18 protein-coding genes and 1 tRNA gene are annotated in these 18,674 nt (G+C 64.5%); 6 read left to right on the top strand and 13 right to left on the bottom strand.

Annotated features, from left to right (window positions below):
* Positions 1 to 10: 10 nt before the first annotated feature.
* Positions 11 to 1,375 (top strand): polysaccharide deacetylase family protein, encoded by a 1,365-nt coding sequence (locus UP09_RS07845; protein ID WP_044537516.1) that lies wholly within the window; start codon positions 11 to 13, stop codon positions 1,373 to 1,375.
* Here the strand turns inward: UP09_RS07845 and UP09_RS07840 are convergent.
* From UP09_RS07840 to UP09_RS07830, 3 genes are all read right to left on the bottom strand, one after another.
* A complete protein-coding gene (locus tag UP09_RS07840) occupies positions 1,372 to 1,746 on the bottom strand; it encodes a hypothetical protein (protein ID WP_044537515.1) in 375 nt (124 codons plus the stop codon). The genes UP09_RS07845 and UP09_RS07840 overlap by 4 nt on opposite strands.
* A 230-nt stretch (positions 1,747 to 1,976) precedes the next feature.
* Positions 1,977 to 2,061, bottom strand: a tRNA-Leu gene (locus tag UP09_RS07835).
* A 98-nt stretch (positions 2,062 to 2,159) separates the two neighbouring features.
* The gene (locus tag UP09_RS07830) at positions 2,160 to 2,402 is read right to left on the bottom strand and encodes a FliM/FliN family flagellar motor switch protein (RefSeq protein ID WP_044537514.1); all 243 of its coding nucleotides are present in this window, start codon (positions 2,400 to 2,402) and stop codon (positions 2,160 to 2,162) included.
* A 60-nt stretch (positions 2,403 to 2,462) separates the two neighbouring features.
* On the opposite strand from UP09_RS07830, the gene lipB reads away from it, so the two are divergent.
* Both lipB and UP09_RS07820 read left to right on the top strand, forming a co-directional pair.
* Positions 2,463 to 3,194 (top strand): lipoyl(octanoyl) transferase LipB, encoded by a 732-nt coding sequence (lipB, locus tag UP09_RS07825; protein WP_044537513.1) that lies wholly within the window; start codon positions 2,463 to 2,465, stop codon positions 3,192 to 3,194.
* Entirely contained in the window at positions 3,154 to 3,861 is a 708-nt protein-coding gene (locus tag UP09_RS07820; protein WP_245301804.1) for an SGNH/GDSL hydrolase family protein, read from the top strand. Before lipB ends, UP09_RS07820 begins: the two co-directional genes overlap by 41 nt.
* A gap of 82 nt (positions 3,862 to 3,943) precedes the next feature.
* On the opposite strand, the gene UP09_RS07815 is transcribed toward UP09_RS07820, so the two are convergent.
* Positions 3,944 to 4,372, bottom strand: coding sequence for a tautomerase family protein (locus UP09_RS07815; protein ID WP_044537511.1), 429 nt, complete (start codon positions 4,370 to 4,372; stop codon positions 3,944 to 3,946).
* Positions 4,373 to 4,491: 119 nt separating this feature from the next.
* Between UP09_RS07815 and UP09_RS07810 the strand changes: the two genes are divergently transcribed.
* Positions 4,492 to 5,346, top strand: coding sequence for a LysR family transcriptional regulator (locus UP09_RS07810; protein WP_044537510.1), 855 nt, complete (start codon positions 4,492 to 4,494; stop codon positions 5,344 to 5,346).
* 8 nt (positions 5,347 to 5,354) lie between these two features.
* On the opposite strand, the gene UP09_RS07805 is transcribed toward UP09_RS07810, so the two are convergent.
* The 7 genes from UP09_RS07805 to UP09_RS07775 all read right to left on the bottom strand — a co-directional run bounded on the left by UP09_RS07805 (position 5,355) and on the right by UP09_RS07775 (position 11,839).
* A complete protein-coding gene (locus UP09_RS07805) occupies positions 5,355 to 6,791 on the bottom strand; it encodes a TIGR01777 family oxidoreductase (RefSeq protein WP_044537509.1) in 1,437 nt (478 codons plus the stop codon).
* Positions 6,788 to 7,456 carry a DUF4166 domain-containing protein gene (locus UP09_RS07800; protein ID WP_044537508.1) on the bottom strand — a complete coding sequence of 223 codons (669 nt, stop codon included), beginning with the start codon at positions 7,454 to 7,456 and terminating at the stop codon, positions 6,788 to 6,790. The genes UP09_RS07805 and UP09_RS07800 overlap by 4 nt, the downstream gene beginning before the upstream one ends.
* Before the next feature lie 25 nt (positions 7,457 to 7,481).
* The gene (locus tag UP09_RS07795; RefSeq protein ID WP_044537507.1) at positions 7,482 to 8,039 is read right to left on the bottom strand and encodes a GbsR/MarR family transcriptional regulator; all 558 of its coding nucleotides are present in this window, start codon (positions 8,037 to 8,039) and stop codon (positions 7,482 to 7,484) included.
* 95 nt (positions 8,040 to 8,134) lie between these two features.
* On the bottom strand, positions 8,135 to 8,434 hold the full coding sequence (locus UP09_RS07790) for an acylphosphatase (protein WP_044537506.1): 300 nt from the start codon (positions 8,432 to 8,434) through the stop codon (positions 8,135 to 8,137).
* Positions 8,431 to 9,297: an isocitrate lyase/PEP mutase family protein gene (locus tag UP09_RS07785; protein ID WP_044537505.1), complete on the bottom strand. Its 867-nt coding sequence runs from the start codon at positions 9,295 to 9,297 to the stop codon at positions 8,431 to 8,433. The genes UP09_RS07790 and UP09_RS07785 overlap by 4 nt, the downstream gene beginning before the upstream one ends.
* 126 nt (positions 9,298 to 9,423) lie before the next feature.
* Positions 9,424 to 11,439, bottom strand: a complete 2,016-nt coding sequence (locus UP09_RS07780; RefSeq protein ID WP_044537504.1) for an acetyl-CoA carboxylase biotin carboxylase subunit — start codon at positions 11,437 to 11,439, stop codon at positions 9,424 to 9,426.
* A 193-nt stretch (positions 11,440 to 11,632) separates the two neighbouring features.
* Positions 11,633 to 11,839, bottom strand: coding sequence for a hypothetical protein (locus UP09_RS07775; RefSeq protein WP_044537503.1), 207 nt, complete (start codon positions 11,837 to 11,839; stop codon positions 11,633 to 11,635).
* A 346-nt stretch (positions 11,840 to 12,185) separates the two neighbouring features.
* On the opposite strand from UP09_RS07775, the gene UP09_RS07770 reads away from it, so the two are divergent.
* Together UP09_RS07770 and UP09_RS07765 are read left to right on the top strand one after the other, a co-directional pair.
* The gene (locus UP09_RS07770) at positions 12,186 to 12,950 is read left to right on the top strand and encodes a thermonuclease family protein (RefSeq protein WP_044537502.1); all 765 of its coding nucleotides are present in this window, start codon (positions 12,186 to 12,188) and stop codon (positions 12,948 to 12,950) included.
* Between the two features lie 72 nt (positions 12,951 to 13,022).
* Positions 13,023 to 15,491, top strand: coding sequence for a PAS domain-containing hybrid sensor histidine kinase/response regulator (locus UP09_RS07765; protein WP_044537501.1), 2,469 nt, complete (start codon positions 13,023 to 13,025; stop codon positions 15,489 to 15,491).
* 22 nt (positions 15,492 to 15,513) lie between these two features.
* Here the strand turns inward: UP09_RS07765 and UP09_RS07760 are convergent, their stop codons facing one another.
* A complete protein-coding gene (locus UP09_RS07760) occupies positions 15,514 to 15,810 on the bottom strand; it encodes a septal ring lytic transglycosylase RlpA family protein (protein WP_044537500.1) in 297 nt (98 codons plus the stop codon).
* 112 nt (positions 15,811 to 15,922) lie between these two features.
* Entirely contained in the window at positions 15,923 to 18,625 is a 2,703-nt protein-coding gene (locus UP09_RS07755; protein ID WP_044537499.1) for a bifunctional diguanylate cyclase/phosphodiesterase, read from the bottom strand.
* Between the last annotated feature and the right edge of the window lie 49 nt (positions 18,626 to 18,674).

Below are 18,674 nucleotides of genomic sequence, written 5' to 3'. Positions count from 1 at the left end.
CCGAGGATCTATGTTAGCTGGTGTCCTGATGGGTATCCGGGAGCGGTCATGGACCGCCATTGGCGGTGCGTTACTGGGTTGTTTCATGGCCCAAACGGCGCTTGCCGCGGACTGCCCGGGCAACCCCAACGCGCTTGGCACATCCCGGACCCTCGTGGTCGATCCCCGGGAACATCCGCGGATCGGCACCATGCAGTATCCGGAGACGCTGCCGCTCGCCGATCACGAGGTGGTGCTGACCTTCGACGATGGCCCGCTGCCGAAATACAGCAACCAGATCCTGGCCATTCTCGCCAGCCAATGCGTCAAGGCGACCTTCTTCACCATCGGCAGCCAGGCCAACGCCAATCCGGAAGGTGTGCGCAAGCTGATCGCGGCCGGGCATACCGTCGGCACGCACACCCAGCACCATCCGCTGACCATGAACAAGATGCCGATCGAAAAAGCCCGGCAGGAAATCGACGACGGTATCGCCTCGACACTGGCCGCGCTGAATGGCGACAAGAGCAAGCTTGCGCCGTTCTTCCGGATTCCCGGATTGCTGCGCGCCACGGGCGTCGAGCAATATCTGGCCTTGCAGGGCATCCAGGTCTGGAGCGCGGATTTCCCGGCCGATGACTGGCGCCACGTCTCGCCGCAGCGGGTCTACGACCTCGCGATCCAGCGGATCGAGGCCAAGGGCAAGGGCATCCTGCTGCTGCACGACATTCAGCCGCGCACTGTCGCGGCGCTGCCACGAATCCTGGCCACGCTGAAGGAACGCGGCTACCGCATCGTCCATGTCGTGCCCACGACCCCGGATCTACCGGCGACGCCGACAGAGCCGCAGCAATGGTATATGAATCCGCCGTCAGAGAGGGTGGCGGTCAAGCGCTGGCCGAGCGTTCCGAATTTCATCTTCGCCGAGACGAGGACGCTGCCCGCACCGGTGTTTTCGAACCTGGATTGGCGCGACGCCGAGGCGCTCGATCACGCGCAACACGCCCACATCGGCGAGTCCCGGCGGGCGCTCTGGCCGCAGCCGCAGCTCGCGCAGCTGAATTCAGCCCCGACCTTGGCGATCCCGGCAGCGGGCGTCTTCAGAATCCCCGAAGGAGAGCGCCCGACCCTGCTCGCAGCGCGATCTCGAGCCGCTCGCGTGGCGAGCGCGGCCACGCCGGCTGCGCCCCGATCGCAGGCCCTCTCCGCTCGCGCGGCCAAACGGACCGCGCATCTGCCGCCGGCTGCGGCCCATGGTGCGGTTCATGGCAAAGGTCGTGTCGCGCCTGAGCATGCCGAGCAGACCAAGAAGCTAGGCTCGGTCCGCGTCGCCAGCCTGAAGAAGCGCGCGCCGCGCGCGGAAGCGACGGCGATCGCCAAGCGGGTCGCGGACTAATTCGTGACGATTTTCGCGATGCAGAGCAGAATCACCAGCGCGAGAAAGAACAGATCGATATAGGCCTTGATCTCGCCGGCGTGCCGGAGCGCGGTGACGTCACTGACGATCTGCTTGCGCGAGGCCGCCGAATTGGGCCCCTCGCCCGAGGATGCGAACAGCCGGCGCGTCTCGCCTTCCAGCCGCTCGATGCGCTGGAAGAAGGAGAAGGAGCGCAGGGCGGAGAACGCATGCATCGCCGCATAGATGAAGACCAGGATCGCCACAATCGCGCGCTGCTCGTACTTCTCCAGGTAGTTCAGGCTGAAATAGACCAGCCCCAGGAACACGAAATTGGAGAGGGCACGGTAGGCGTAGCTCAAAAACGTCATTTGGCGCTCCTGGTGAAACTTGTTTCCCAGCCCACGCTGCCAGCAGAATCAGGCCTCTCGGGCCGGCAGCGCCGAACCCGCAGGCAATGCGCCCGCGAAACTACGCGATCGCTGTTACAGGACGGCATCGGCTGGCCCCGGCCGCGCCCAAATTCCGGGTGCAAGCAGGCGGGCATGGTGCATCCTGCTCCCCGACACGGTCGGGCAAGCCGAAATTATGCTGATATTGTTGGTGCGCTCGGAGGGACTCGAACCCCCACGATTTTACTCACTGCCACCTCAAGGCAGCGCGTCTACCAATTCCGCCACGAGCGCTGGGGATTCCGGCTTGGACCCCATGGGGATCAGCCGGATCGACGGGGCCATTTAACAAATCAGAGATGCAGGGACAAGGCGGTTGGTGACGGAATTAACTACCGAACACCGGGCAATTTCGGCAGCATTTGCTTGACCTCGACCGCGATCCGGTTGCGGTCGACCAGGACCACGCCGCTGGCCACCGGAAGGTTGTTGGCGAGGATCTTGACCTCGTCAGCCTCGGTGGCGTCCAGTTCGATGATGGCGCCGCGGGACAGCCGCATCACCTGGTGGATAGGCATGGTGGTCGTGCCGAGGACCACCATGAGATCAACGCTGACTTTATCGAGCGTGGGCACTTCTGAACCGCCGAACTGGAACTAAATTGTGAGTTCAACTGATCACGTTAGGGTTAGCCAATGGTTAACGACCGCCAAAGCCTTGATTTGACGACTTTTGCCCTGCCCCCGGGCAGCGGCGCGGTCGAATGGCAGGTTTCGGACCGTCCCGTCCCCTATCCCGATTCCCTTGCCGAAATGGACGCAAGGGTGGCGGATATTGCCGCTGGGAGCGCGCCGGAGCTGGTGTGGCTGCTGGAGCACCCGCCGCTCTACACCTCGGGAACCAGCGGCAGGGACGATGACCTGCTGAATCCCCGTTTTCCGCTGTTTCAGAGCGGCCGTGGCGGCCAGCTCACCTATCACGGCCCCGGCCAGCGGGTCGGCTATGTGATGCTCGACCTGAAGCGGCGGCGGCCGGACGTGCGCGCCTATGTCGCCTCGCTCGAGGAATGGATCATCCGCACGCTCGCGGCCTTCAACATCCGCGGCGAGCGCCGCGAGGACCGCGTCGGGGTCTGGGTCAGGCGCCCCGACAAGGGCTTGGGCTTCGAGGACAAGATTGCCGCGATCGGCGTCCGCCTGCGCCGCTGGGTCTCGTTCCACGGCATCGCCATCAATGTCGAGCCGGACCTGTCGCATTTCCAGGCGATCGTGCCATGCGGCGTGGTCGATCCCCGCTACGGCGTCACCTCGCTGGTCGATCTCGGGCTTCCCGTCACCATGGCCGATGTCGACGTCGCACTCCGGCAGGCGTTTTCCGAGGTGTTCGGTGCCGCTGCAAAAGCCGGCAGCGAAGCGGCCGCGCTGTGATCCGATGCGCAAGCGCTTCCTGGTCGCCTTTATCGTTCTCGTCGTAGCCGGATTGTCGTTTCACATGCTGGACACATCAATTGCCGAACGCCGCGAAAACGAGATCCTGCAGCATATCCAGGATTTCATGGCGCAGCACGGCGGCGAGAAAGCAGTCGTCTTCGTCGGCGACAGCATCGTGCAGGATGCACACTTCGCGCCGACCCTCTGCGGCCGGCCCGTGATCAATGCCGCCTATGGCGGCGCGGTCGCCAGCGGCGTGCTACGGCTGGTCGAGGCGTTCGACCGCATCCGGCTTGCTCCGGCCGTGCTGGTGATTTCGGTCGGCATCAACAACAGCATTCGGGTCGACCGGCGTCCGTTTGCCGAAACCTATCGTGAGATCGTGCAGCGGGCCGGCGCGCTCGCCGGCAAGGTTTTTGTGGTGTCGCTGACGCCGGTCGCAGCATCAGGCGTGATGGCCGACGAGATCGATCGAGCGCTCCTGTCGGAGATCGACCGGGCGATCCGGCAGACCGCGCGCGATCGTTCGATCCCGCTGATCGATGTCGGCTCACTGCAGACAAAGACAAGCCCGGTGGTCGCAGACGGCGTCCATCTCAGTGCCGATGGATACGCCGCCTGGACTGCCACGATCGAGAGCGCCATCAACGCGCAGTGTCCCTAGAGCGTTTTCGAGCGAAGTGGATGCCGGTTCGCGTGAAGAAAACGCGTCAAAACAAGAATCTGGAGCGACGCGCCCGCCACGATCACGCAGCGGCCTTCTGCGGCGAGACGTCGAGCTTGCCGGCGATGTAACGACGCTCCTGGGTCAAGCCGCCGAAGCCATAGGCGTCGCCCTTGACCTCGTCGACATGCGCGTAGGTCTCGTTGTGGAGCGGACCGAGCAGGTCTTCCATCCGCTGGAAGAGGGCCGCGAGATAGGCCGCCTTCTCATCCTTGGTATTGGTGCCTTCGGTCACATGGATGTCGAGCCAATAGCTCGCGAGCTTCTGTTCGGCGAGCGACTTTCCGCCCGCGAACCAGCCGGCGGCATCGGCGGATTTCACGATGATTGCGGTGACCCTGGGATCCTTGTGCAGGATCCTGGCCGTGAGTTCGGACACGGCCGCGGCGATATCCGCCTTCAGCGTGGGCGTTTGGCGGGAGGTTGTGTAGGTGACAGTGATGAGGGGCATGATCGGTCTCCTTGAAATCCGCTGGCGCGAGTGAACCGCGCCTCTTCCAACTAGACCTTTCCGCATCATCTTGGTATCTTATCTATGTCAATATCAATGATAACGATTGTTGATCATCCATGACAACGCTCGACATCGATACCGTGCAGGCCTTCCTCCTCGTCGCCGAACTGCAAGGCTTCACCCGTGCCGCCGAAGCGCTCGGCATCACGCAGGCCGCGATCAGCATGAAGCTGCAGCGGCTCGAAGCGGTGCTTGGCAAGCGGCTGGTCGAGCGCTCACCGCGCGCGGTGCGGCTGACTGCCGACGGCTCGGCCTTCCTGCACCACGCCCGCGCCCTGATGGAGGCGCATGATCGCGCGCTGTCAGGCGAGACGCCGGCGCGGCAACAACTCACGCTCGGGATCAGCGATCATGCCGCCGGTCCCGAGCTGGTGCCGCTGCTGGAACGGCTGCATGCGACGGCCTCACAGCTTGCGCTCGCGGTGACCATCGGCTTCTCGCGCGAGATGCTCGACGCCTACGATGCCGGTGCGCTCGACGCGGTGATCGTGCGCCAGGAAGGCAGCCGGCGTGGCGGCGAGAAACTGGCCGAGGACGAGTTCGGCTGGTTCGCGACCAGGCGCTTCGTGTGGCCGCGCGGCGACGCGCTGCCGGTCGCAACATTGGCGCCGCCCTGCGGGGTGCGCGCTTTGGCGGTCCGCGCGCTCGACAAGGCCGGCATCGCCTGGACCGAAAGCTTCGTCGGCGGCGGCGTCACCGCAGTAGTCGCCGCCGCGCTCGCAGGTCTTGCCGTCGCCCCCCTCGCCCGTCGCATCGCGCCGCCGGGGTTGGTCGATATCGGGCCGGCGCACAAATTGCCTCGGCTCGGCGCGTCAAAGGTGATGCTGCATTCAAAGGTCAGCGATCCCGCCAAACTGGCGGCATTGCGCACGCTGGCGGCGACGTTCAGGAGCGTCGCCGCGGCAGCCTAACATGCGTGCTACAAAATCGCCTCGAATGCGCTGCGGAGCGTTTCGTGTCGGAACACAAAGCCGTTGCTCAGTGCCTTGTTCGGCAGCACGCGCTGGCCGCCGAGCAGGAGCTCTTCTGCAAAGTCGCCACCGACGGAACGGAGCAGCGCGGCGGGAATCCGGACAATCGCGGGTCGGTGCAGGCAGCGTCCCAACTCCTCCGTGAACGTCGTGTTGGTGACGGGGATCGGTGCGGTCGCATTGATCGGCCCGGACAGTTCGGGCTTGGCGATCAGGTGCGCGATCAGACGCACGAGATCGTCGCGCTCGATCCATGACATCCATTGCTTGCCCGAACCGATCGGACCACCGAGACCGAATTCAAACGGCGTCAGCATCCGCGTGATAAAGCCGCCATCGGTTCCGATCACGAGACCGACGCGCAGATACACCACACGCACGCCGAGATCGCCGGCGGGCTTGGCCGCACTCTCCCAAGCTTCGCACAGCTCGTGGCTGAAGCAGGCGTGTGATTTCGCCGATTCGGTCAGCACCTGGTCCTGCCAGAGCCCGTACCAGCCGATCGCGGATCCACTCACCAGCACGGATGGTTTGCGATCGAGCCGCGCGATCAGCCTGACGATATCCGTGGTCATGTTGACGCGTGACGTCAGGATTTCGCGGCGCTTGGTCTCGGTCCACAGCCCATTGCCGATCGGCTCGCCCGCGAGGTTGACGATTGCATCGATCCTCGTCTCCGCCGGCAACTGGTCAAGGCTGGTGATCAGCGTGATCGGCGGCCGCAGCATCTCGGCCTTGGCCGGATTGCGGATCAGCGCAATCACCTGATGGCCTGATGACGTGAGGCTTGCGACAAGCCGGCTGCCGATGAAGCCGGTCGCGCCGGTGACAAGCACGGTCTGCCGTGCCGGCCATTTGTCGACGAGAGTTGCTGCAGGCACGCTGGTCATCCGCCCGAGCCGCCTGGCAGCGGCAATATCCCTCACGCCAAAGACAGCTGCGCCGATCGCCGAGGCGGTCGCGAAGACGCTCAGTAGCCCAACATAGGCGGGTTCAATCGCAGTCGGCCGCATCGCCCAGTCGATCAGGACCGGCAGCAACAGCAGGAGAATGGCGCCGTAATTGATCGCGAGCAGCGTGTGATTGATCCGCTCGCTCGGCGGCAGCTTTCGGCTCAGATCCTCCTCGACGAAATCCATCAGCGTGATGACGACCTCGACCACCAGCACTGCGATGATTGCGATCGCAAAGATGCCGTGCACCTCCAGCCATCCGAGCACCAGGAACAACAGCGCATAGAGCATGTTGCGGAGGCTGTGCAGCTTCAGCTCGTGACGCTGCGAGGGGCGCCAGGCCAGCCGCTCGGTGAATTCATGGTGATAGAAGGTATCGAACGCACCCATCGCGATCTGGATCGTAACCAGGGTCCACAGCAACGGCGTCATGACGAGGCCTCCCTGAACACGGCGGACTGACGGATCAGCCGGCCAAAACGAGGGTGGATGATCTCGAGCGTGAAGCGGAAGTCGCCGCCACCGAGATCGGAGTGGGTGACGGTGAGATCGCCGGGCGTCAGCCAGACCGGCAGCGACAGCCGCAGCAGGCGGCCGACCTGCAGCGCGTAACTGACACTGTGGAACACCAGCGCCTCATGCTCGACCGCAATGCGCAGCGCCATGCTGATGCCGAAGCCGACATATTCCTCGAGCCCGGTCGGACCGGCGAAACGTTTTGCGGAATGAATGACCTGCGGAAAGCCGTCGCGGCGCGCGCAGATGCGGGTCCATATCTGGCCGCCGCTTGCCGCGTCCTCGGTCACTGTGACGATCATCGGCACGCGCGTCTCGGTGCCCGTCGGCAGCGGTCCACCGATCAAACGCGCGGCCTGCGCCAGCCACCAGCCAAGCCGGTTCGACCAGGCCTCTTCGACCTCGCCGACATAGACGACGCTGTTGCCGTCCGCGACACGCTTTGAAAATCGCCGCCAGATCGCCAGCGGCAGGCGGCCCCAATCCTCGTCCGGCAGCAGTGCATGGAAACGACGATCGTCGAGCAGCTTTGGATCGGAGACCGGCGATGTTCTGAGGCTGGATCTTCTTGCGGACGCCATCGCACACTCCCGTACCGCGCTGTCCCTATTTGGCTTTGCCCATGGGGAGGAAACTCACGATCTTCTCGCCGAGCTTGATCAGCGCGACCAGGCGCGGACGCGGCACATTCAGCATCTGGGCGTACCAACGGTCGACCAGCTCGGTGAAAGCCAACATCTCCTTCAGACGCTTGCTGGCGACCGGGCTGATGGTCGGATCGTCGGCGGCATCGGAGACGCAGGCCCGCAAGGCGTCGACTGCGGGATCGATCTCGCGTTCCTTGCGCCCGGCCGCGATCCGCGCCGCGACCTCCCAGATGTCGGTCTCGGCCTCGAAGTGATCGCGGCGGTCGCCGAGGATCGGCACGCGCCGGATCAATCCCCAGGACAGCAATTCCTTGATCGAGTTGGAGACATTGGAGCGCGCCATGCCGAGCGTCTCGGCGATGTCCTCGGCGGTCATCGGCGTTTCCGCCAGATAGAGCAGCCCGTGGATCTGGCTGACCGAGCGGTTCACCCCCCACTCGTCGCCCATGTCGCCCCAATGCAGGATGAAGCGCTCGACGGCGGCGGGAAGTTTCTTCTTGGCGGTTATTTCTGTCATAACAGAAATATCAGATAGTTCGGAGCGGAAGTCAAGAGCCAGGTCGGGCCCGGCTGCTGTCGTCTCCAACGCTGACGGTGAACGGGTCGTGGCGGTCAGACCGTGGGCAGGAACGAGAACCGCTCCCCTGCCCGGCGCAGGTTCAACAGATCGGAATTGCCTGTCTCCACCTGCACGGCATCCACGCGCGCCGAGACCGGACCGCGCCGACACGTCGCGACCATCCCGGAGACGACATCTTCGGCGCCCGAAAACACCGCCTCCACGCTACCGTCGCGGCGATTGCGGACCCAGCCGTCGAGGCCGCGCGACGTCGCCAGCTCCGCGACCCAGGCACGATAGCCGACGCCCTGCACGCGGCCGCGAACCATGACGTGATGGATCACGCCGTTCATTTTTTCAGGCCAAGGAACTCGCCGCTACGCGCCTTGGTCTCAGCCTCGCGCATCACGCGGCCGGTCAGCTCGGACGAGGCGATGCCCTTGAGAGTCTTCGGCGAGGCGCCCTCGCGCAGCGCCTTCAAGGTTTCGTACACGGCCTGGGTCGCGGCCGCGAACGGTGCGTGGCCCTGCAGCGCGATCCGGACGCGTTGGCCTGCCAGATAGTCCAGCGCGGTCATCTCCTCCGGCGCGCCACCGAGCACGATCGGCAGCGTCGTCGCAGCCGAGATCGCCTCCAGTTCGCCGCGCGCCTTGATGCCGGTGAAGAACAGCGCATCGACGCCGACGGCTTCATAGGCCCTGGCACGCGCGATCGCATCGTCGAGATTGGTGATCGAGACGGCACCGGTACGTCCAATGACGACGAGCGAGGGATCGCCGCGGCCGTCGAGCGCGGCCTTCATCTTGCCGACGCCCTCCTCCAGCGAGATCAGTTGCGTCTTCGCCTCCCCGAACGCCTGCGGCAGCAGCGTATCCTCGATGGTGAGGCCGGCGGCGCCGGCGGTTTCGAGCTCCTGCACGGTGCGGCGAACATTGAGCGCGTTGCCGTAGCCATGGTCGGCATCGACGAGCACGGGCAAGGCCGATGCGCGCGACAGCCGCCGCATCTGCTCGGCAAGCTCGGTCAGCGTGATCAGCGCGATGTCGGGGTCGCCGAGCACCGCGAGCGACGCCACCGAGCCGCCGAACATGCCGAGCTCAAAGCCGAGATCCTCGGCGATCCGGATTGAGGTCGCGTCATAGACCGAGCCCGGACGGATGCAGGTCGAACCGTTGAGGATAGAACGTAATTTCTCTCGGCGTTGACGGAAGGCCATTTGCTATTCCCCTTCTCCGTCATTCCGGGGCGATGCGAAGCATCGAACCCGGAATCTCGAGATTCCCCGGTGCGCGATTGCTCACCTGCGGTCTGGTGCTACCTCACCATCCCGAAATGACGAAGTCTACGCGAACTCCAAAATCAGTGCGTCGACCGCGAGCGTGGCACCGGCCGCGGCGTGGACCTTCTTGACCGTGCCGTCGCGCTCGGCGCGCAGCACGTTCTGCATCTTCATCGCTTCGATCACGGCCAGCGTCTCGCCGGCCTTGACCTCCTGCCCCTCGGTCACCGCGATCGACACCACGAGCCCGGGCATCGGACATAGCAGCTTCTTGCCGGTGTCGGCCGCCGTGGTCACCGGCATCAGCCGCGCTGATGCCGCCTCGGCCTCGGTAAAGACATAGACCGGAACCTCGAAGCCCTGGTGGGCCAGGCGGAAGCCGTTGTTGATTGCACGCACCTGCAAGGCGACCAGATTGCCGTCGATCGTGCCCTGCCAGACCGGTTCGCCCGGTGCCCAGGTCGACACCAAATTGTGCGGGTTGCCCGGCAAGCCGTCAGCGCCGACGAAGCGCACTGCGATCGCATCACCCTCACGCGCGACGTCGAGCGCGATCTCGGCGCGATCGAGCCACACCGCGCGGCGGCGCTCGCGCTGGACCACGCGGCCGCCCATCTGGCCGGAAATCTGCCGCTTGCGTTCGCCGAGCACGTGATCGATCGCGGCGCCGACCGCGGCCAGCCGGCGCGCGATCTCGCCCTCCGGTGATCGCGCCGAAAATCCCTTCGGGAATTCCTCCGCGATGAAGCCAGTCGAGAGCCGACCCTCGCGCCAACGCGGATGGTTCATCAAGGCCGACAGGAACGGGATGTTGTGCCTGATGCCGTCGATATAGAACGCATCGAGCGCGGTCGCCTGCGCCTCGATCGCGGCCGCACGCGACGGGGCGTGGGTGACGAGCTTGGCGATCATCGGATCGTAATAGATCGAGATCTCGCCGCCTTCCTGCACGCCGGTGTCGTTGCGGATGGTGATGCCGTCATGGCTTGCTTCCGCCGGCGGGCGATACTTCACCAGGCGCCCGATCGACGGCAGGAAGTTGCGGAACGGATCCTCGGCATAGACGCGCGATTCCACCGCCCAGCCGGTCAGCGTCACGTCCTTCTGCGCGAGACCAAGCTTCTCGCCTGCGGCGACGCGGATCATCTGCTCGACGAGGTCGACGCCGGTGATCAGTTCGGTCACGGGATGCTCGACCTGCAGGCGCGTGTTCATCTCCAGGAAGAAGAAGCTCTTGTCCTGGCCGGCGACGAATTCCACCGTGCCCGCCGAATCGTAATTCACGGCCTTGGCCAGCGCGACCGCCTGCTCACCCATCTTGCGGCGGGTCTGCTCGTCGAGCAGCGGCGACGGCGCCTCCTCGATGACCTTCTGGTTGCGGCGCTGGATCGAGCATTCGCGCTCGCCGAGATAGATCACGTTGCCATGCTTGTCGCCGAGCACCTGGATTTCGATGTGGCGCGGGTTGACGATGAATTTCTCGATGAAGACGCGATCGTCGCCGAACGAGGATTTCGCCTCGGCCTTCGCAAGGCTAAAACCCTCGGCGACCTCCGCCTTCGAATGCGCGATGCGCATGCCCTTGCCGCCGCCGCCGGCGGAGGCCTTGATCATCACGGGGTAGCCGATCTCGTCGGCGATCAGCACCGCGTGCTTGTCGTCCTCGATAACGCCGAGATGTCCCGGCACGGTCGAGACATTGGCCTTGGCGGCGGCCTTCTTGGATTCGATCTTGTCGCCCATCGCGGCGATCGCGCCGGGGTTCGGGCCGATGAACACGATGCCGGCGGCCTCCAGCGCGCGCGGAAACGCCTCGCGCTCGGACAAGAAGCCGTAGCCGGGATGCACGGCCTCGGCGCCCGTCTTGCGGCTGGCCTCGACGATCTTGTCGATCAGAAGGTAGCTCTCGGCCGCGGCCGGCGGGCCGATCAGCACGGCCTCATCGGCCATTTCGACGTGCAGCGCGTCGCGGTCGGCCTCGGAATAGACGGCGACCGTCTCAATCCCCATACGGCGAGCGGTCTTGATGACCCGGCAGGCAATCTCGCCGCGGTTGGCGATCAGGATTCGTTTGAACATGCTTTTGTTGCTTGGGCTTTTGGCTTGGTTTTTCGACTTGATTTTCGACTTGGATTTCGACTTGGGCAGGATCCCTCCCGCGCAATCTGGCACGGGCGATTGGACGTCACCAGCCCGTGGTACAGCAAAACGAACCGGAGGCAACGGTCTCGTGGGAGCCGGCCCGGTGTCTGGCGGTAGTCTGAGGGGTGCTTCAGCCCGAATAGGTCTGGAAGCGACCACGCGAATGGGCGCGCGCGACCGCTTTCATCAGCTCGCCGACCTCATTTTCCAGGAATTCGTTGGCAACGATCAGCGCGCGGATGGTGGAGCGCATGTCCCCGCCGCAAGCTGAGATGGCCTGATCGACAGCCGCTTCCAGCCCGTCATCGTCGTCAGATTCGGGCCGTGCAGACGTCATGGGGGTATCCGGGATCGATTGCGATCGTATGTTCCTATTTTGTTCTCATCAAGTCAATCGGATCTTTGGCCGGGTGTCGCCTTCTGGGGCGCCTTTTTCTTCCGCCAGCTTTCTTCCGCCAGCATGCGAGGCATCGCGGGGTCCAGATGTCAGCAATGACCTCGACGATGACACCAATGGTCCACCGGCCATGCGCGCATCCTTCAATTGCAATGCCTCGCGCTTCAGGTCGGCACCAACCGCCGGATGTGATGTCTCGCATGCTCGTCTTGCAAACAGGCCTTGGTTCGATCACGCCAGCCTGTGCTAGAAGTTCGACTGCCCGCCAAAGACCTGAAGTGAAAATATGCGGTTCCGAAATCCCGTCGCCATCGCACTTCTGCTTGGATGGCTGCCTGTGAATCCCGGCCTCGCCGCGTCGGCGGTCGTCAAGGACGGCAGCTCGATCCAGCTCGGCAATGTGACCTATCGCCTCGACGGCATCGACGCGCCGGCCGTCGATCAGCCCTGCATCGACGAGCACGCCGATCCCTGGGCTTGCGGCGTCGAAGCGCGCGACCGGTTGACCAAGCTGATCGGTGGCAAGCCCATTCATTGCGACGATATCGGCGTCGATCCCACCGCAAAGAAGCGCCGCCTCGGCGTCTGCAAGATCGAGGGCGATCCGACCAGCCTGAGCCAGGTGCTGGTCCGCCAGGGCTATGCGTTGAATGTCGAGGCATCCGCCACCGGCCGCTTCAAGCCGGACGAAGCGGCTGCAAAGGACGACCGCCAGGGACTTTGGAAAGGCTGCTTCGTCGCGCCGCACGAATTTCGCAGCGGCAAGAAAGACGGCGCGCTGCTCGGCAACTCCTGCCCGGCCGACCGCGACACGCAGATCCGCGCGGCGCTGTTTCCCGACGACCTCGCAATGCCGGCCAGTTGCAACATCAAGGGCAAGTACGCGGTGCGCGCCCGCGTCACCGGCAATGTCGGCATCTATCACCTCCAGGCATGCCGCAGTTACCCGGGCTTAACCAATCCGGATCGCTGGTTCTGCTCGGAGGAGGACGCGCAGGCCGCCGGGTTCCGCAGGGCCTATAATTGCCGCCCCAGTGCGAAGAGCAAGTGAGCGGCAGAAAATCACCGCTGGCAAAACCGCCTCGTCCTGTGTGAGACTAAGCCCACGAGGTTGCCGGCACGAATGACCCCTCCCGATCCCTCCGATGTGCTCCCCGAGGCCGCGGCCGCGGAACGGCTGCGGCAGCATCTCGAGGAGATCGCGCGCGAACGCGATCGAGCCCATCGTGCATTGCAGGATCGCGAAGCCGAACTCGCGCGAATCCAGCGCATCGCGCGGGTCGGCGGGCTCGAGATCGATTTCCGCGACGGCGTGCGGAACCGCCGCTCCCCCGAATATCTGCTGGTGCACGGGCTGCCGCCCGATGAAATCAATGAAACCTACGAGAACTGGGTCGGACGAATTCACCCCGAGGACCGCGAGCGGACGGTCGAGCACCTGTTCGGCGTGCTCAAGGGCCGAAGCGAGGACTATACGGCGGAGTACCGGATCATCCGCCCGAACGACGGCGAGAGCCAGTGGATCCGCGTCGTCGCCAAGATCGAACGCGACCGCAGCGGCCGCGCGCTGCGCCTGGTCGGCGCCGATCTCGACGTCACCGACCAGATGCTGGCGCAGGAGACGTTGCGCGAGAGTGAGGAGCGCTTCCGCCTGATCGCCGACAGCGCGCCGGTTCCGATCTGGGTGACCAAGCTCGACCGCACGCGCTCCTTTGCCAACCAGGCCTATCTCGACTTTCTCGGCCTGTCGTTCGAGGAGGCGATCGTGTTCGACTGGCGCAAGGCGCTGCATCCGGACGATCTGCCCCGCATGCTGCAGGAGCAGATCACGGGTGAGCTCTCGCTCAAGCCATTCGTGCTCGAGGCACGCTACAGGGACGCCGCGGACGATTGGCGCTGGCTGCGCTCTGAGTCGCAGCCGCGCTGGGATCCGAACGGCAAGCATATCGGCTTCATCGGCGTCGCCCATGACATCACGGCCGCCAAGGAGGCCGAAATCGAGCTGCGGAAGCTCAACGAGTCGCTGGAGCGGCGGATCTCCGAGCGTACCGCGCAGCTCGAATCCAACGAAGCGCAGTTGCGCGCGATCTTCGAGACCAGCCATCAATACCAGGGGCTGCTCAACCAGGATGGCGACCTGCTGTACGCCAACAGGACCGCGCTGGCCGGCATCCGTGCCGATCCAGCCGACGTCGTCGGCAAGCCGTTCTGGGACACGCCGTGGTTCAGTGCGACCGAAGGCATTCCCGAGGCGGTCAAAGGCGCCTTCGCCACGGTGATGCGCGGCGAGGACGTCAAGCTCGAAATGCTGCTGCGGCTGCCGATCGGCGAGCGCTACTTCGATTTCGAGATGCGGCCGCTGCACGACCGGCACGGCACGATTGTCGGCGCGGTGCCAGAAGCCATCGATATCACCGAGCGCCGCCGTGGCGAGGAAGCCTTGCGGCAGTCGCAGAAGATGGAAGCGGTCGGCCAGCTCACCGGCGGCGTCGCACACGACTTCAACAATCTCCTGACCATCATCCGCTCCGCGACCGACTTCCTGCGCCGCCGCGAGCTCCCCGACGAACGCCGCCGCCGCTACATCGATGCGATCTCGGAGACCGTGGAGCGCGCCTCCAAGCTGACGGCCCAGTTGCTCGCGTTTGCGCGCCGGCAGCCGCTCAATCCCGAAGTGTTCAACGTCGGTGCGCAGGTCGACAGCGTGGCGCAATTGATCCGGCCGCTGGTCGGCGGGCGGATCCACATCGAGGTCAGGATCGACGATCCCGACTGCTTTGCGATCGCGGATATCGGCCAGTTCGAGACCGCGCTGATCAACCTGGCCGTCAACGGCCGCGATGCCATGGATAACGAGGGCCAGCTGACGATCGCAGTCAGCAAGGTCCACACCATCCCCGCGCTGCGCGCCCAGGCTTCGCGCAGCGGCGATTTCGTCGCGATCTCGATCCAGGATACCGGCAGCGGCATCTCGCCCGAAAATCTCGACGCGATCTTCGAACCGTTCTTCACGACCAAGGAGGTCGGCAAGGGAACCGGTCTCGGATTGAGCCAGGCCTTCGGCTTCGTCAAGCAGTCCGACGGCGACATCGAGGTCACCAGCACGCCCGGACACGGCGCGAGCTTCACCATCTATTTGCCGCAGGCGATGCGGCCCGCGGATGCGAAGGTCGCCGCCTCCGCCGGCAACGAGCAAACCTCGATCGGCCGCGGCTATCGCGTCCTCGTCGTGGAGGACAACGACGATGTCGGCCGCTTCTCCACCGAGCTGCTTGAAGACCTCGGCTATTCCGTGAAGCGCGCCGCCAATGCCAATGCTGCGCTGGCAGTCCTGTCGGAGAACGAGTTCTCTGCCGACCTCGTGTTCTCCGACGTGATCATGCCCGGCATGAACGGCGTCGAACTCGCCGGAATCATCCGCGATCGGTTTCCCGGCCTGCCCGTGGTGCTGACCAGCGGCTACAGCAACGTGCTCGCCGAGAACGCCCATTCGGGCTTCGAATTGATCCAGAAGCCCTATTCGGTCGAAGCGCTGTCGCGCACGCTCAGGAAGGCGATCGTCGAGCAACGGACAACCGCCTCGAAGGCGTAATGACGCTGCGCGCGATCGCAGCCTATTCGATCATCACATGCGCGACGCCGAGTTCGAGAATGCCGAGCGCGCGGGCTGCCGCGGTTGAGACGTCAATGATCCGTCCGCGGATGAACGGGCCGCGATCGTTGACACGACACTGGATCGATCGCCCCCGGTAGGACACCGTGACCATGCTGCCGAAAGGTCTGCTGCGATGTGCGCAGGTCATTTCGCCACTCCTGCCGATGCCACGATAATAGGACGCAAGGCCGCTCTCTGCGTTTGCCGTGCAAGAGGCAAACAGCAGCACAGCCGCTGACGCTACTGCGGCTTTCATGGTTACCTACCGGTCGAGCCCTGCAAGGGAACTCGGTTCCGGCAGAAGGGTTCCCGGTTCCGGCGATGCCGTTCCAGCAGATGTCCTATGCGATGATGGCAGTCAGCAGCCGCTACGCCGCGTCCTCGACACCAGCGGCGGCCAGCAGCGTCCGGACTTCCTGCGCCGGAACCGGCCTGCTGAACAGATAGCCCTGCATCTGCGTGCACCCGAGCATCTGCACGGTGTCGCGCTGCTGATCGGTCTCGACGCCTTCAGCGGTCGTGATCATGTTGCGGTCGGCGGCGATCGAGACCACCGCACGGATGATCGAGGCCGAGCCGGAGTTGCCGGCCACTTCCTTGACGAAAGAGCGATCGATCTTGATTTTGTCGAACGGGAAGCGCTGCAGATATTGCAGCGACGAGTATCCGGTTCCGAAATCGTCGAGCGCGATGTGGACGCCGAGCGCGCGGAGCTGGCCGAGCGTGACAAGCGCCGCATCGTCGTCGGCGATCAGCACCGCCTCGGTGATCTCGAGCTCGAGCCGTCGCGGGTCGAGCCCGCTCTCGGCGAGCACGCCTGCGACCTTCAGCGCCAGCGTTTCCGACTTGAACTGGACCGGCGAGACGTTGACCGCGACGCGCACATGCGCCGGCCAGGCGGCCGCCTCGATGCAGGCGGTGCGCAGCACCCACAGCCCGATCTCCTCGATCAGGCCGGTCTCCTCGGCCACCGGCACAAACTCCATCGGCGAGATCATGCCGCGGACAGGGTGGCGCCAGCGCAACAGCGCCTCGCAGCCGGTCACCTCGTTGCTGCGCAGGTCGACCAGCGGCTGGTAGTAAAGTTCGAAGCTGGCCTCGGCCAGCGCGGTTCGCAGGTCCGCCTCCAGCTCGCGGCGCAGATTGGCCTGCTTCTCCATGGCGGGATCGAAGAAGCGATAGGTCCTGCGGCCAGCCGCCTTGGCGGCGTACATCGCAAGATCGGCGCTCTTGAGCAGGTCGAACAGGTCGGAGCCATGGCGCGGCGCGACCGCGATCCCGATGCTCGCATCGCTCGACAGGCGATGGCCGCAGCAGTCGAACGGCGCGCGCAGCGACTGATAGATCCGCGCAACCAGGTCGCTGACATCGTCGTCCGAATTGATGTCGTGCTGGACGATGGCGAATTCATCGCCGCCGAGGCGCGCGATGAAGTCGTTCGGTCCGATCGATTGGCGCAATTTCTCCGCAACGCCTCTGAGGAATTCGTCGCCGATCAGATGACCGAGCGTGTCGTTGATGCGCTTGAACTCGTCGATATCGATATAGTGGATCGCGAACGCGCGCGCAGCGGACTCGAGCAGCAGCCCTTCTGCATGGCGCTGGAACAGCGTGCGGTTGGGCAAATTGGTCAGGACATCGTAATGTGCGAGATGTTCGATCCGCGCCTGCACCCGCCGCCCCTCGGTGACATCCTCGAGCGTGGTGGCCCAGCCGCCATCGGGCGAGCGCTTGTAGATCAGGCGGATGTTGCGGCCGTCGGGCGTCGTGACCGTGGTGTCCTGGACGTTGTCGCCGTCCCGATTCGTGAACCGAGCGCAATATTCGTCGACGTCGCCGACGAAGGAGCCGGTCGCCTGCCGATGCAGGATCAGATCGCGCAGGTGACATCCGGGCTTGGCGACCTCGGGCGAGATGCCGAACATGTCGATATATCGCTGATTGCAGATCACGAGCCGTGACGAGGCGTCGAACAGCAGGAGCCCCTGGGTCATGTTGTTGATGGCGGTGTCGAGGTGCTGGCTCTTCTCGGACAGCCGGCGCTGCGCGGCATCGTGCTGTTGTCTCAGCTGGCGTACGATCAGGAAGATCATGATGATGACGACGACCACGGCGAGAACCGCGGCGAAGAACTCCAGCTTGGTCTGCGCGCGCCAGTCATCCAGCGCGCTCGACACTCTGGTCGTCGCAAGAATCAGGATCGGAAAGTGGGACAGCGCTTTGACGGCCCCGACGTTCTCCTCGCCCTGCGAGTTGAAGAAGCGGCCCGAACTGTTGCCGCCCTGGCTCAGGACCTTCCGGAACTGCGGCTGGTCGATGATGTTGCGGCCGACGACACTGGTATCCTGCGGGTAGCGCGCGATGATGGTGCCGTCCCGATGAATCATCGAGATCACGGTGTCGCCATTCAGGGCCAGCGAGGCGACGAAGTCCTCGAAATGGCTAGGTTCGACGCCGCGGCTGGCAAACCCGATAATCTCGCCGTTACGCCCCGTGATCTTGCGCGCGAAGATCGTGGTCCAGTTTCCCGTCACCTTGCTCATCGCCGGTTCGACGATGACGTCGGGTGTCGGCTTTCCCGAGGTGAATTCTCGAAAATAGCGCCGCTCCGCGATGCTCACATCAGGCACCGGCCACATCTCGGACGAGTTGATCAGCCATCCCTTGGCATTGAAGAGACTGAGGCCGCCGACGTGCGGCAGCGTCGCCAGGCGGGTGCGCAGCATTTCGTGCGCGCTCAACAACGACATGTTCTTTTCGAATTGATCGGCGGTCTCGATCTGCCCCGTCTGCATATAGCTCACGATGTCATCGTGGACATGCTGGAGATCGCTGAGCTGCTGATCGAAATGCCGCGACAGCAGCAGCGCCGTGTTGTCGAGCTCGCGCTCGGAAACCTGCAACGCGCGTTGGCGGTACTGCAAGGCAAGGTAGCCGGTGCCGAGCGTGATCGCGAGCACCAGCAGCGCAGCACTCAGCACGAGCCATTGAATGGCGCCGAGCCTTGTGGCGCGCAGCACACCTGCTATCGACAGCCATCGGTGTTCCGGCATATCGTCGTTCGTTGACATTTTCCTGACCCTGCGGGTGCCCTTGTACGGGACCACAACCCAAGGCGCG

This window comes from Bradyrhizobium sp. LTSP885, from assembly GCF_000938305.1.
GTDB lineage: Bacteria > Pseudomonadota > Alphaproteobacteria > Rhizobiales > Xanthobacteraceae > Bradyrhizobium.
The sequence above is the reverse complement of the archived record's forward strand: the minus strand, read 5'-3'. Positions and strand labels throughout refer to the sequence as shown.

Coding starts and splice junctions, on each gene's coding strand:
- UP09_RS07845 (WP_044537516.1), top strand. CDS start 11: ATGTTAGCTGGTGTCCTGATGGGTATCCGGGAGCGGTCATGGACCGCC.
- UP09_RS07840 (WP_044537515.1), bottom strand. CDS start 1,746: ATGACGTTTTTGAGCTACGCCTACCGTGCCCTCTCCAATTTCGTGTTC.
- lipB (WP_044537513.1), top strand. CDS start 2,463: ATGGTTAACGACCGCCAAAGCCTTGATTTGACGACTTTTGCCCTGCCC.
- UP09_RS07815 (WP_044537511.1), bottom strand. CDS start 4,372: ATGCCCCTCATCACTGTCACCTACACAACCTCCCGCCAAACGCCCACG.
- UP09_RS07810 (WP_044537510.1), top strand. CDS start 4,492: ATGACAACGCTCGACATCGATACCGTGCAGGCCTTCCTCCTCGTCGCC.
- UP09_RS07805 (WP_044537509.1), bottom strand. CDS start 6,791: ATGACGCCGTTGCTGTGGACCCTGGTTACGATCCAGATCGCGATGGGT.
- UP09_RS07800 (WP_044537508.1), bottom strand. CDS start 7,456: ATGGCGTCCGCAAGAAGATCCAGCCTCAGAACATCGCCGGTCTCCGAT.
- UP09_RS07795 (WP_044537507.1), bottom strand. CDS start 8,039: ATGACAGAAATAACCGCCAAGAAGAAACTTCCCGCCGCCGTCGAGCGC.
- UP09_RS07790 (WP_044537506.1), bottom strand. CDS start 8,434: ATGAACGGCGTGATCCATCACGTCATGGTTCGCGGCCGCGTGCAGGGC.
- UP09_RS07785 (WP_044537505.1), bottom strand. CDS start 9,297: ATGGCCTTCCGTCAACGCCGAGAGAAATTACGTTCTATCCTCAACGGT.
- UP09_RS07780 (WP_044537504.1), bottom strand. CDS start 11,439: ATGTTCAAACGAATCCTGATCGCCAACCGCGGCGAGATTGCCTGCCGG.
- UP09_RS07775 (WP_044537503.1), bottom strand. CDS start 11,839: ATGACGTCTGCACGGCCCGAATCTGACGACGATGACGGGCTGGAAGCG.
- UP09_RS07770 (WP_044537502.1), top strand. CDS start 12,186: ATGCGGTTCCGAAATCCCGTCGCCATCGCACTTCTGCTTGGATGGCTG.
- UP09_RS07765 (WP_044537501.1), top strand. CDS start 13,023: ATGACCCCTCCCGATCCCTCCGATGTGCTCCCCGAGGCCGCGGCCGCG.
- UP09_RS07760 (WP_044537500.1), bottom strand. CDS start 15,810: ATGAAAGCCGCAGTAGCGTCAGCGGCTGTGCTGCTGTTTGCCTCTTGC.
- UP09_RS07755 (WP_044537499.1), bottom strand. CDS start 18,625: ATGTCAACGAACGACGATATGCCGGAACACCGATGGCTGTCGATAGCA.